The organism is Tepidanaerobacter sp. EBM-38 (assembly GCA_001896545.1).
Classification (GTDB): domain Bacteria; phylum Bacillota; class Thermosediminibacteria; order Thermosediminibacterales; family Tepidanaerobacteraceae; genus Tepidanaerobacter.
The window spans coordinates 1-12,953 of the sequence record MPOT01000007.1 but is presented as its reverse complement, the minus strand read 5'-3'; the positions used below and the strand labels follow the sequence as shown (position 1 = coordinate 12,953).

Sequence of the window (12,953 nt, the reverse complement as noted above, 5' to 3'; positions counted from 1 at the left end):
GTATATGGGTTTGAAAAAAAAGGTAAATAAACACATAGAAACACCGCTTTTAAATGTACTAAAAAAATATGCAAACACAAATTCGGTTAGATTCCATATGCCCGGCCACAAAGCAAGACCGGCAGGGCATATATTTGAGGAATTTAAGGAAAACCTGTTCAAATGGGATGTTACGGAAATCCCGGGCCTTGATGACCTTCATCAGCCCAGAGGCCCCATAAAACGAGCACAAGAAAAGCTTGCTGAGCTTTACGGAGCAGATAAATCATTTTTTTTGGTAAATGGTGCCACATCGGGTGTTATTGCTATGATGGGAGCGGCAATCGCACCGGATGATGAGATTTTAATTTCCAGAGCAAGTCACAGGTCAGTCCTGTCAGGCTTAATTATCACAGGTGGCCGACCGGTTTATGTAATGCCGGAACGATGGCAGGAGTTTGGCGTTTATACACAAGTAAGTCCAAAGGCTGTAGCTGAAGCACTAGAGCAAAATCCTAAAATCAAGGCAGTGCTGTTGACAAACCCCGTATACCAGGGATTTTGCCCAGACCTTGGTGCAATTTCTAAGCTTGTCCGCAGCATCAACAAGCTTCTACTTGTTGATGAAGCTCATGGGCCCCACTTTGGTTTCAGCTTTAGGCTACCGATGTGTGCAGGGAAGGTTGCCGATGCATGGGTTCAAAGCCCTCACAAGATGCTGACATCTTTTACACAAAGTGCTTGGCTGCATGTAAGGGGCAATAAAATTGACCAAAACCGCCTGCAGGATTTCTTGCATCTTGTGACAACTACTAGCCCTTCATATATTTTGATGGCATCGCTGGATGCATCACGAGCTGTAATGGAGCTTAACGGCAAAACTTTAGTAAAAAGGGCCTTGGCTTTGGCTGATAAAGCAAGATACGGCATCAATAAATTTACCCCGTTTTATTGTATAGGAACTGAGGTTAAGGGTAAAAACGGCATTTACGATATAGACTTATCTAGACTTATGGTAAATGTTTCTCAAGCAGGTTATACGGGATACCAGGTGGAAAAAATTCTTCGAAAGCGGTTTAATATATATGCTGAATATGCGGATTTATATAATATTTACTTTTTAATAACATTTTCTAATAACAGCAGTGATATAAACCGCCTTATAAAAGCACTTTCCGCATTAAAAGCCAGGACAAAAATCCCCAAATCCATAATTTGGCCGGATAAACTGCCTAAGAAGGCATTAGAGCCGAAAGCAGCTTTTTATTCTATCGGAGAACATGTGCCGTTGAAGCAATCCCTAGGACGTGTAATAAAAGAGGCATTGGTCCCGTATCCCCCTGGAATACCACTGCTCATGCCAGGTGAGATTATGGAAAAAGAGCATATAGAGGTGTTAACCGCTCTGCTAAAGTCCGGAGGCTACTGCCAAGGGATAACTCCAGAAGGTTTTATCCAGGCGGTATTCAATGCTTAACTTATTGCTGTATGATTCTGTAAGATAAACCCACATAAAAAACCTTAATGAAAGCAAAGAGGAGATATCGTGAAAGGTAAACTTATAACCATCGAAGGCCCTGATGGGGCAGGCAAGACCACTCAAGTAAAGAAAATCAGCGAATATTTAAGAACAAAGGGTTTTAAGGTATTGGTAACTCGAGAGCCGGGAGGCACTTCGCTGGGAGAAAAGCTTAGAAAACTACTGCTGACGTTGGAAGGAGAAATTCCGGTACCTGAGGCGGAAGCACTGATATATGCAGCTTCAAGAGCGCAACTTGTAAAAAAAGTTATTGTTCCGGCATTAGAAAACGGCTATATAGTCTTATGCGACAGGTTTGTGGATTCAAGCTTGGCTTATCAAGGCTGGGCTAGGGGCTTAGGAATAAAGGAACTTACGGATATCAACGGATGGTTTTTAAAAAATAATTGGCCTGATTTGACTATAATCCTTGATGTAGATCCCAGTCAGTCATTAAAACGACTTAGCAAAGAAAAGGATCGATTAGAAAGCGAGAACTTGGAATTTCATAAAAAAGTCAGGGAAGGATTTTTAAAGGTGCACAGCATGTACCCCGATAGAACAAGATTGGTAGATGCTTCCCAAAACCCGGAGCATGTATTTGAAGCCGTATTGTTTGAGATTGAAAAATCAGGTATAATGAAAATATAATAAGCTGTTTTAATATTTTAAATAAAGAATGACCCGACCTAAAAAAATTATCGGAAGGGGCGATAAACGTGAAACTCGTAATGGCAGTGGTACAAGACAATGATGCAGGCCGGTTGATTGAAAAATTAAGCCAAAAGAAATTCGGATTGACAAAGCTAGCAAGTACAGGAGGTTTCCTAAAGAGCGGCAACACAACACTGATGATTGGTGTAGAAGAGGAAAGACTTGAAGAGCTCTTGGCTATCATAGAAAAAATGTGCAAGCCGAGGAAAAAAATTGTAACACCACTTCCGGCAGGTCCTGCTGATGCCTATGTACCATATCCGGTTGAAGTATTAGTAGGAGGTGCCACGGTTTTCATATTGGATGTGGAAAGGTTTGTTAAGATATGAGGGTGAGCTTATCGCCGGAATTTGGTCTGCCTAAGGATTTGTTAATCCATAAGGAGCAAAGCGGTCAGAATTTTTCCGAACAATTAAATGTTGCTACAAAGACCCATTTAAAATATCAAATGGATTTAGAGTTTAATGCAATTAATGAAATTGGCCAGCGACTTTGCAAAAATATGTTACTTAAAGATTTAAAAGAATACAGACAGAGGATAGCTGAGTTTTTAAAAATATGTATTTCTCAGGGTTTTGCTTTTAAGGAAAATCATTTTCAAACTCGCTACGGCCGCAGCAAAGTCCTGTCAATGATTAAAATTGTAAATCAAAAACTAATTGATTTGGCGCAAGAGCTGCTTTCGGAAAATCAGGACTCATTGAAGGTAATGGCTTTAGTTGATGAAATCAGCGGTCTGTTGCTTGATATTTATGCTTGAGGTGGTATATTGGATAACATATCACATGCTTATATTTTTTTAGGCGATGAGGAAGAAACGACACAAAAAGCTTTAAAACTGGCTCAAACCGCTAACTGTGAAAATGCTGATTTAGCTCCTTGCGGATTTTGCAGCGTATGTAGGAAAATCCAAAATCAGGTTTACCCCGATGTAATACATGTGCATCCGGACGGTGCTGCTATAAAAATTGAGCAAGTAAGAAAAATGATACTGGATTTAGCAGAAAAACCCATGGAAGGCAATAAGAAGGTTTATATACTCCATGAGGCTCATACAATAACACCCCAAGCCCAGAATGCTCTACTCAAGACATTAGAAGAGCCTAGCAGTGAAAGCATTATCATATTGCTTTCAAATAACATTAAACAGTTAATTCCGACGGTTGTATCCCGATGTCAAATTCAGGATTTTTCCAAGGCAGAAGCAGAGCCGCTACTTTCAATAGAAAGCAGGCAAAAGATTGCAGATATAATATTCAATATTACACAAAAAGCCGGGCATACTGAATTTGGCATATATGTAAAAGAGCTTTCCGATATTGAAGAAAAAATTGAGGAAGTGTTGGAATTTACCATTTCACTTTTTAGAGATATGCTAATTGTAAAAACAAATGCCGATACAGCACTTATAAATCAAGATTTAGAACCGATGATTGATAAGTATTCCCCAATACTTGCAAAAAATTCTATACTTAGGGCGATTGATGTTACTTATGGGCAATTAAAAGCTGCAAAATCTAGAGGAAATAAGAACTTAATTTGGTACAACTTGCTTGTGAGCCTTAAGGAGGTATTTTAATTGGTAACAGTAGTGGGTGTTAGATTTAAAAAAGCCGGAAAGGTAGATTATTTTAATCCTGGGGCTCTTGATATTGAAATCGGTGATAAAGTAATAGTGGAAACAAGCCGAGGCGTAGAATACGGTGAAGTTGTGACAGGCCCTAAGGATGTAAGAGATGAGGATATTATAACTCCACTGAAAGATGTGATGAGAAAAGCTACTTCGGAAGACGAGGCCATAGTCAAAAATAATGCGGCAGAGGCCTTGGAAGCAGAAAGCATAGCTATTGAAAAAATAGAAAAACATGGTCTTGATATGAAGCTGGTCGACGTAGAATACACCTTTGACAAGAGCAAGCTTATCTTTTATTTTACAGCAGATGGCCGAGTAGATTTTCGCGAACTGGTGAAGGATCTGGCATCGGTATTTCACACCAGAATTGAGCTTCGTCAAATCGGCGTAAGGGATGAAGCCAAAATGATTGGCGGCATAGGCCCCTGCGGACGATGCGTGTGCTGTTCTACATTTTTGGGTGAATTTGACCCGGTATCCATAAAAATGGCAAAACAGCAGAATCTATCGCTAAATCCGGTGAAAATTTCAGGGCTGTGCGGCAGGCTTATGTGCTGTCTAAAGTATGAGAGTGAATCATATGAAGATAATTCGATAGATTATCCGAATGTTGGAGATAGGGTAATAACCCCCTACGGCGAAGGAACGGTGATCGCCGTTTATAAACCGAAAGAAACGATTCAAGTTCAAATAGATGAAGGCAAGGAAATAATGGAATTTCCTGCTGAAGAAGTGGATATAGAGGAAGTATAGTTATTGACAAAAGAATTATCAGCATATAATATATAAGACAATTACTTTTTTGAATATATCCTCAATAAAGGAGGGATTGCGATGTTTTATTGGGATTACACTATGATTATACTACTTCCTGCCATGATACTGGCCATTTACGCCCAGGCTAAGGTTACATCTACATTTGAAAGGTACCTAAGAGTTCCTGCAAAAAGTGGGATGACAGGTGCCGATGTAGCCCGGGAAATATTGAGGCAGAGCGGTATTTATGATGTGTCTATTCAAATACAGGGCGGCCGGCTGTCAGACTATTACGATCCAAGGCGAAAGGTTTTAAAACTTTCCAGCGATGTCTATAACGGCCGATCTCTTGCGGCTCTTGGAGTGGCTGCACATGAATGCGGACACGCCATCCAGCACGATGTGGGATATGCTCCGCTTGCTATTAGAAATGCTATTGTTCCGGCAGCAGGTATTGGATCACAAATGGCTTTTCCTTTATTCTTTTTAGGTCTTTTGTTTCGGGCGGATTCACTTATGCTGGTTGGAATACTGCTGTTTTCACTTGCTGTTTTATTTCAAATCATTACATTACCCGTAGAATACAATGCCAGCAACAGAGCAGTGGCGATTTTAGAAAGCGGAGGGTTTATCGACAGGAGTGAAGTAGGTCCCGTAAAGGCTGTACTTGGTGCGGCGGCTCTTACCTATGTGGCTGCTACGCTTACGGCTGTCATGCAACTCTTACGCCTTTTAGTTTTAGCAGGAGCCGGTCGAGACAGAAAATAATTTTGTATGCAAACCCTACAGTTTTACTGCGGGGTTTTTTTAATTTCAAAGCAGGAATTTAATAAATTGCGTTGAATCATAGTTTAACATCCAATAACTATGGAGGGGAAAAAATGCTGGAATTATCAGTAGGAATTATTGGAGCCATTAGAGCCAGTAAAGGAGGTACAGGATAATAGAAACAATGGCGTATTTTGATAATCCTAAATTACCCAGAACATGTTGAAAAGCTTATCCGACATGGTCATTTGGCATACTATCTGCATATTATATAATACTATATGTCAATGATATGGACATGAGCAAACTTTCATTAGAAAGATTTAAGGAGGAAGATACAAATGATTTTTGGAAAAGTCATAACTGCTATGGTTACACCATTTGATGAAGAGCTGAACATAGATTATAAGGCATTGGAAAACTTAATAGAACATTTATTGGCAACAGGAACAGATACTTTGCTGGTAGCAGGCACGACAGGTGAGTCGCCGACGCTTACCGATGAAGAAAAATTGGATTTATTTAAAGCCTGCAAGGAAATAGCCGGAAAGCGAGCTAAAATTATGGCAGGTACAGGAAGTAACTCAACTTTACACAGCATCGAACTGTCTCAAAAGGCTGAAAAAGTTGGCGCAGATAGCCTGCTATTAGTGTCGCCATACTATAACAAACCAACACAAGAAGGACTTTATCGGCATTTTAAAGCAATTGCTGAAGCAGTGGATATTCCAGTAGTGCCGTATAACGTACCCGGCCGAACAGCAGTTACCATTGAGCCTGAAACATTGGCAAGACTTTCAGAAATTAAAAATGTTGTAGCGGTAAAGGACGCTGTAGGAAATCTTGATAAAACAAGCAAAACGAGGCTTCTTGCGCCGAACCTTGAGATTTACAGCGGAGACGACAGCTTGACACTTCCTATGTTGGCACTTGGAGCACAGGGGGTTATAAGCGTAGCATCACATGTGGTAGGCAGCGAGATAAAACAGATGATAACGAGTTTTGAAGAAGGCAATACAAAAAAGGCGGAAGAAATTCACTTAAAGCTTTTCAATATATTTAAAGCCCTATTCGTAATCACAAATCCCATCCCGGTCAAGGCCGCTCTTAACCTAATAGGTATTCGGGTAGGAGGTTTACGTCTGCCCTTGTGTGAGGCAGATGACAATACTATAGCAGCTTTAAAGAAAGCATTAAGCGAACTTGGCAAATTAGGGTAAAGAAGTTATCTTTACCCTATCATCTTCTTTACGAACCATTTGGATTAATTGTTAATTAAACAGGCCTTTGATATAATGAAATCAGATATTTTTAGCATAAAGGTGAATTTAAGTGGACAAATTCTTAAAATATCCGGGCGAGCAGATTGACGATTTGCTGTGTGACGGCTTAAAAATCATCCAAAAGCAAGGCTCATATAAATTTGCAATAGATTCAGTGCTGCTTGCAAATTTTGTAAAAGCTGATAAAAATGACAGAGTGATAGATATTGGAACGGGAAGCGGTGTAATTGCGCTATTGCTTTCAGCCAAGACTGATGCCAAGGAGATTGTAGGGATAGAGATAGTCGGCGAAGCCTTTGATCGTGCGGTAAGAAATGTAAAGATGAATAGGCTAGAAGAGCGGGTTAAAATCGTCCATGGCGATTTGAAGGAAGCTGTCAAGATTTTCGGCAGGGAGAGTTTTTCTGTTGTGGTAACAAATCCGCCATATATGGCGCTAAAGGAAGGCAAAATTAGCCCTAATCCGAGCATAGCCGTTGCCAGACATGAAGTTGCCGCTACACTGGAGGATGTGGCAAGGGTTTCATGGCAGTTATTGAGCTTTGGTGGTTGCTTTTATATGGTATATCGAACCGTAAGGCTTGTGGATGTTATCTATAAAATGAGATCATTAGGCCTTGAACCTAAAATCCTGCGTTTTATCCATCCCAAAGCCCAAGAAGGCCCGAACTTGTTTTTGATGATGGCAAAAAAGGGTGCCTCCAGCGGCATGAAAATACTTCCACCCCTTGTAGTTTACAACAGCGACGGAAGCTATACCGATGAGATAAAACAAATATATTTTGGGAAACAATCGGAGGTCTAGGATGAACAAGCCAGGTACTTTATATCTATGTCCTACGCCAATAGGAAATCTGGAAGATATCACGCTAAGAGCTTTAAAGATATTAAAAGAAGTAGATTTGATAGCCGCTGAGGATACACGTGTTACCATAAAGTTATTAAATCATTTTGAAATAGCAACACCTCTCACCAGTTACCATGAGCATAACAAGATGACAAAAGGCCCTAAGGTGATTGAGCTTTTAAAGGAAGGCAAAGATATTGCTCTTGTAACTGATGCAGGAACTCCCGGCCTTTCAGATCCGGGGGAGGATTTAGTAAAAGACGCTATTGGGCAAGATATCCGGGTGGTGCCACTTCCCGGAGCAGCAGCCGCCATATGTGCTTTAGTAGCTTCCGGCCTTTCTACCAAGCGCTTTGCCTTTGAAGGTTTTTTGCCTCAAAAAACTAAAGAGAAAAAGCAAACACTAAAAGAGCTGGTAGATGAACAAAGGACACTGATATTCTATGAGGCACCACACCGTATAATAAAAACGTTGAAAGCCTTAAAGGATGCGTTGGGGAATCGGCAGATTGTCATTGCCCGGGAGATGACCAAGGTACATGAAGAATTTATTCGAGGGACTATTGAAGAGGTAATAGAAAGATTCAATGTAAAGTCGCCCAGAGGTGAAATGGTTATTGTCGTGGAGGGTGCATATTCTGGGCAAAAATCTGCCAAAACATCGGTAAACAGTGTAAGTGAACCGGAACTTTTGGAATCTCATCTTGCAGATAAACTTTGGTTGATTATGCAAGATGAGATGGAAGAAGGTCTTTCTAAAAATCAGGCAATGAAAAGAGCTGCTAAACAACTAGGGCTCTCAAGAAATCAAGCCTATGAGCTGTTGATAAAAAAACCTGATGCTAAAGAAAAACAGACTTAAATGTGTCAATTTTTTCTTATTGACACATTTATTAATAACGATATATAACCTGAGCCTTACACCTAAAGCCAAGAAAAAAGCCTATAACCCTGTTAATACAAGGGTTATAGGCTTTACTGCCTATTTGGAAGACTGTTGGAAAACAGCCCATATTTTTGCAAAAATATATTATTGACTTTTCTACTTTAAGTGATATAATACAAATTCATTAGACGTCTAAGTAAATTGGAGAGTGAGATTTAAATGAATTGTTTAGATCCCGAATCAAATTATGCGCTCTTTCTGGAGATTGCAAGATTACATTACCTGAAGACACATAGGTCATTTCAAAAAAGGGGTGTTTATCCCGGACAGCCGCCTTTACTGTTTGCACTTTATAAAGACGACGGACAAAGTCAGGCGGAACTGGCGCAAAGTTTAAAAATTAAAGCTCCTACTGTTACCATTATGCTAAAGCGAATGGAAAAATCAGGAATAGTAAAAAGAGTCCAAGATGAAATTGACCAGCGAGTTATGCGCGTATACCTCACTGAATACGGAAGAAAACTTTGCAAAAGTATATATAAAGAAATACAATGCATAGAAGAAAGAATGTTTAGTGGCCTATCCGAGGAAGAAAAGAGCATGCTTAACAGACTTTTTAAAAAAATAAGGGATAATCTTAAAGAACCTATGGAGACTAATACGAGGTGATAATTTTATGAAAAAAATCTTGAGCAATTTAAAACCATATTGGCCATTTATTGCAGCATCATTAATCTTTATATTTTGCCAAGCGATGTCACAGCTGATGCTGCCGTCGATGCTTGCAGATATCGTAAATACCGGCATAGTAAATACAGATACCGGTTACATTCTTGCCGTAGGAGGGAAAATGCTGTTTGTAGCTCTTTGTGCTGTAGGTGCTGCGATAGCGGCAAGTTATTGTTCTTCGAGGGCGGCTATGGGTTTTGGTAAGTCGCTTAGAGAAAGTATTTTCGAGAAAGTAGAAAGTTTTTCTCTTAATGAATTTAATAAAATAGGAACCGCCTCTCTTATAACCAGAACCACGAATGATGTAACCCAGCTGCAAATGGTCGCAATGATATTTTTTAGAATGGTAGTAATGGCTCCTATAATGGCCATAGGTGCAATAATAATGGCTGTATCTACTGCGCCAAGCCTGTCCTTTGTTTTTTGGATAGTTGTGCCTATACTAATAGGGTTAATAGTGGTATTATCAAAGTTTTCATTACCGCTTTTTAGAGCCATGCAAGTCAAAATTGATACTGTAAACAGGGTAATGAGAGAAAATCTTACAGGTGTTAGAGTTATTCGAGCCTTTAACCGAGTAGAGCATGAGAAAAAACGTTTTAATGCTGCGAATATCGATCTTACTAATGTAGCAATAAGGGTAAACAGGTTAATGGCTGTTATGATGCCGCTTGTTATGTTGATATTCAATATTACAACCATTGCCATTGTATGGTATGGAAGCCTTAAAATAAATGCGGCGATTATGGAAGTTGGAGATCTCCTTGCGTTTATCCAATACGCTATGGAAATAATGTTTTCTACAATGATGCTTTCTATGATGTTTATAATGATACCTCGTGCAGCTGCATCAGTAGAGAGAATCAAAGAAGTATTAAATATGGAACCTGAAATAGTAGATCCCGAAAATCCTGTTATACCAAAAGAAATAAAAGGAGTATTGGAATTTGATGATGTAACATTTAAATATCCTGACGCTGAAGAGCCGGCATTATCTAATATATCATTTAAGGCATTGCCGGGTCGCACTACTGCGATAATCGGTGCTACAGGTTCAGGCAAGTCCACTATTTCAAATCTTATTATGAGATTTTATGATGTAACCTCCGGCAAAATAACTATAGATGGAATTGATATAAGAAACATTCCTCAAAAAGTTCTTCGTTCATGGATAGGTTATGTGCCGCAAAAGTCTGTCTTGTTTACAGGCACGATTGCCGAAAATATAAGATATGGCAAAGCAGATGCCACAGATGAAGAAGTGCGACATGCAGCAGAAATTGCTCAAGCATCAGAATTTATAAATGGGATGAAAGATGGTTTTGATACCATGATTGCAGAAGGCGGCCTTAACGTTTCGGGCGGACAAAAGCAGAGAATTTGTATTGCAAGAGCAATTGTAAAAAAGCCGAAAATATACATGTTTGACGATAGTTTTTCTGCGTTGGATTTTAAAACAGATGCAAAGCTTAGGATGGCATTAAATAAAGAAACCAAGAAGTCTACTGTGATAATTGTGGCTCAGCGTGTTGCGACAGTTATGAATGCAGATCAAATAATTGTATTAGATGAAGGTCGAGTAGTAGGCATAGGAAAACATAAGGAACTCTATGAAAACTGCGAGACTTACAGGAATATTGTGCTTTCGCAGCTTTCAAAGGAGGAGATAGCATGAGCAGTGAAAATGAGAGAATTGACAGCCACAGACTGGGAGGGGCAAGGCAGGGAAAAGGCCGCGGCGGCGGACCGCCTATGGCAAGAGCTATGGAGAAACCTAAGAATTTTAAGGGCAGCTTTATGAGGCTTTTAAATTATATAAAACCATATATCCCAATAATTTTAGTCGTGTTTTGTATGGCAGCGCTTGGCACCGTGTTTAATATCTTAGGGCCTAAAATTATGGGTATGGCAACAACCAAACTTTTTGAAGGCTCTATTGCTATACTGCGCAATGAACCCGGAGCTCATATAGATTTTCCCTATATAATTCATATTTTGTTTATACTACTCGGCTTATATATAGCAAGTTCTGCATTTAGCTATATTCAGCATTATATGATGGCAGGCGTAGCTCAAGGTGTAGTCCGGAAAATGAGAGCCGAAATAATGGAGAAATTGACCAAACTACCCCTTAAATTTTTTGATGCAAACCCATATGGAGAAATTTTAAGCCGAGTCACAAATGATGTAGATAATATAAGTTCCACACTGCAGCAGAGTATCACTCAACTGATTACTGCAATTGTTACCATTATCGGAGTAATCGTAATGATGCTGACGATAAGCCCAATATTGACATTGGTTACCGTAATAACATTGCCGCTAAGCTTGTTAGCTATAAGGTCTATCGCATCTCGCTCGCAAAAATATTTTGCTATGCAGCAAAGAGTGCTGGGCAATTTAAACGGCCATGTAGAAGAAATGTATGGCGGTCATAATGTTGTAAAAGCCTTCGGACACGAGGAGGATGCTATCGAGGAATTTAAATCTATAAACGAGGAACTTTATGGAGCATCATGGCGGGCACAATTTATTTCAGGAATAATAATGCCTATCATGAACTTTATCAGCAACTTAGGCTATGTATTTGTGTGTGTTGTTGGAGGAATAATGGTGGCCGGCGGGCGTATCACAATAGGTAATGTGCAGGCTTTCATCCAGTATTCACGACAGTTTACGCATCCTATAACTCAAACAGCCAATATAGCCAATATCATTCAATCTACAATTGCGTCAGCTGAAAGAGTATTTGAGATATTAGATCAAAAAGAGGAAATACCTGACAAAGAAGATGCAATAGTCATTGAAAATGCCGAAGGATATGTGGATTTAGACCATGTGTATTTTAGCTATAAGAAAGATGAACCTTTAATTGAAGATTTAACAATAGATGTAGACCCTGGACAAATGGTTGCTATAGTTGGACCTACAGGTGCAGGAAAAACAACTCTTGTAAATCTTCTTATGAGATTTTATGAAATAGATGCAGGCAAGATAATGGTAGACAATGTAGATATAAGAGATATTAGAAGAAGCAACCTTAGAAGGATTTTTGGAATGGTTCTTCAGGATACATGGCTTTTTAGCGGCACAGTTAAAGACAATATAGCCTATGGAAAAGAAGGGGCTACTGATGAAGAAATAATAAGAGCTGCTAAAGCGGCCCATGCTCATCACTTTATAAAAGCACTTCCTAAAGGGTACAATACGGTTCTTAACGAAGATGCTTCCAATATTTCGCAGGGTGAAAAGCAGCTTATTACTATTGCACGAGCTATACTAGCAGATCCAGATATATTAATACTTGATGAAGCAACTAGCAATGTAGATACTTTAACAGAAATGTCTATTCAAAAAGCCATGAAGGAGCTTATGGAGAATAGGACGAGTTTCGTTATCGCTCACCGTCTATCCACTATAAGAAATGCAGATAATATCTTGGTTATGAATTACGGCCGAATAATAGAACAAGGCACCCATGAGGAACTAATGGCAAAAGGCGGTTTTTATGCCGATTTATACAAGAGCCAATTTCTGGGAGCTTTCATGGAAGATTCGCAAGCAAATGTTATTTAAAAAACAGCAGGAAAATACTCCTGCTGCTTTTTATGCTTCTTGTCATGATACCTTTGTAGATACATATACAGGATTGCGTCAATTTTTTCCTTATTGACACCTTAAATTCCCTATCGGCTGATTGAACAGAGTAGCTCAATATATAGCCGTTTTTAGCAGAAAGGATATACCAAATATTATCCCCCGTGGTTATCCCTCTATCTGCAACAATAATAATTCTACCTAAAGAATATTCTCTTTGGATCTTACCCAATGCAGGAATC

At 39.4% G+C, this 12,953-nt stretch carries 14 protein-coding genes; 13 read left to right on the top strand and 1 reads right to left on the bottom strand.

Annotated features, from left to right (window positions below; all coding sequences use genetic code 11):
* Window positions 1-10 precede the first annotated feature (10 nt).
* The 13 genes from BUC45_RS00435 to BUC45_RS00375 all read left to right on the top strand — a co-directional run bounded on the left by BUC45_RS00435 (window position 11) and on the right by BUC45_RS00375 (window position 12,690).
* Window positions 11-1,456, top strand: a complete 1,446-nt coding sequence (locus tag BUC45_RS00435) for an aminotransferase class I/II-fold pyridoxal phosphate-dependent enzyme (protein WP_296969307.1) — start codon at window positions 11-13, stop codon at window positions 1,454-1,456.
* Between the two features lie 69 nt (window positions 1,457-1,525).
* The gene (gene tmk, locus BUC45_RS00430; protein WP_296969305.1) at window positions 1,526-2,149 is read left to right on the top strand and encodes a dTMP kinase; all 624 of its coding nucleotides are present in this window, start codon (window positions 1,526-1,528) and stop codon (window positions 2,147-2,149) included.
* Window positions 2,150-2,217: 68 nt separating this feature from the next.
* Window positions 2,218-2,541, top strand: a complete 324-nt coding sequence (locus BUC45_RS00425) for a cyclic-di-AMP receptor (protein WP_296969302.1) — start codon at window positions 2,218-2,220, stop codon at window positions 2,539-2,541.
* A complete protein-coding gene (locus BUC45_RS00420; RefSeq protein WP_296969299.1) occupies window positions 2,538-2,972 on the top strand; it encodes a YaaR family protein in 435 nt (144 codons plus the stop codon). The genes BUC45_RS00425 and BUC45_RS00420 overlap by 4 nt, the downstream gene beginning before the upstream one ends.
* A 9-nt stretch (window positions 2,973-2,981) precedes the next feature.
* Window positions 2,982-3,791 (top strand): hypothetical protein, encoded by an 810-nt coding sequence (locus BUC45_RS00415; protein ID WP_296969296.1) that lies wholly within the window; start codon window positions 2,982-2,984, stop codon window positions 3,789-3,791.
* Complete coding sequence (locus BUC45_RS00410) at window positions 3,792-4,598, top strand: stage 0 sporulation family protein (protein ID WP_296969294.1); 807 nt, start codon at window positions 3,792-3,794, stop codon at window positions 4,596-4,598.
* An 81-nt stretch (window positions 4,599-4,679) separates the two neighbouring features.
* Window positions 4,680-5,369, top strand: a complete 690-nt coding sequence (locus BUC45_RS00405) for a zinc metallopeptidase (RefSeq protein WP_296969291.1) — start codon at window positions 4,680-4,682, stop codon at window positions 5,367-5,369.
* A gap of 341 nt (window positions 5,370-5,710) precedes the next feature.
* Window positions 5,711-6,589 carry a 4-hydroxy-tetrahydrodipicolinate synthase gene (dapA, locus tag BUC45_RS00400; protein WP_296969288.1) on the top strand — a complete coding sequence of 293 codons (879 nt, stop codon included), beginning with the start codon at window positions 5,711-5,713 and terminating at the stop codon, window positions 6,587-6,589.
* Window positions 6,590-6,701: 112 nt separating this feature from the next.
* Window positions 6,702-7,457: a tRNA1(Val) (adenine(37)-N6)-methyltransferase gene (locus tag BUC45_RS00395; protein WP_296969285.1), complete on the top strand. Its 756-nt coding sequence runs from the start codon at window positions 6,702-6,704 to the stop codon at window positions 7,455-7,457.
* 1 nt (window position 7,458) lies between these two features.
* Window positions 7,459-8,361 carry a 16S rRNA (cytidine(1402)-2'-O)-methyltransferase gene (rsmI, locus tag BUC45_RS00390; RefSeq protein WP_296969282.1) on the top strand — a complete coding sequence of 301 codons (903 nt, stop codon included), beginning with the start codon at window positions 7,459-7,461 and terminating at the stop codon, window positions 8,359-8,361.
* Between the two features lie 243 nt (window positions 8,362-8,604).
* On the top strand, window positions 8,605-9,054 hold the full coding sequence (locus BUC45_RS00385; RefSeq protein WP_296969280.1) for a MarR family transcriptional regulator: 450 nt from the start codon (window positions 8,605-8,607) through the stop codon (window positions 9,052-9,054).
* A gap of 7 nt (window positions 9,055-9,061) precedes the next feature.
* A complete protein-coding gene (locus tag BUC45_RS00380; protein ID WP_296969278.1) occupies window positions 9,062-10,789 on the top strand; it encodes an ABC transporter ATP-binding protein in 1,728 nt (575 codons plus the stop codon).
* Window positions 10,786-12,690: an ABC transporter ATP-binding protein gene (locus BUC45_RS00375; protein WP_296969275.1), complete on the top strand. Its 1,905-nt coding sequence runs from the start codon at window positions 10,786-10,788 to the stop codon at window positions 12,688-12,690. Before BUC45_RS00380 ends, BUC45_RS00375 begins: the two co-directional genes overlap by 4 nt.
* Here BUC45_RS00375 and BUC45_RS00370 read toward each other — a convergent pair.
* Window positions 12,683-12,953, bottom strand: a 271-nt coding sequence (locus BUC45_RS00370) for a hypothetical protein (RefSeq protein WP_296969273.1), incomplete at its 5' end; no start/stop codon positions are given. The genes BUC45_RS00375 and BUC45_RS00370 overlap by 8 nt on opposite strands.

Coding starts and splice junctions, on each gene's coding strand:
- BUC45_RS00420 (WP_296969299.1), top strand. CDS start 2,538: ATGAGGGTGAGCTTATCGCCGGAATTTGGTCTGCCTAAGGATTTGTTA.
- BUC45_RS00405 (WP_296969291.1), top strand. CDS start 4,680: ATGTTTTATTGGGATTACACTATGATTATACTACTTCCTGCCATGATA.
- dapA (WP_296969288.1), top strand. CDS start 5,711: ATGATTTTTGGAAAAGTCATAACTGCTATGGTTACACCATTTGATGAA.
- rsmI (WP_296969282.1), top strand. CDS start 7,459: ATGAACAAGCCAGGTACTTTATATCTATGTCCTACGCCAATAGGAAAT.
- BUC45_RS00385 (WP_296969280.1), top strand. CDS start 8,605: ATGAATTGTTTAGATCCCGAATCAAATTATGCGCTCTTTCTGGAGATT.
- BUC45_RS00380 (WP_296969278.1), top strand. CDS start 9,062: ATGAAAAAAATCTTGAGCAATTTAAAACCATATTGGCCATTTATTGCA.
- BUC45_RS00375 (WP_296969275.1), top strand. CDS start 10,786: ATGAGCAGTGAAAATGAGAGAATTGACAGCCACAGACTGGGAGGGGCA.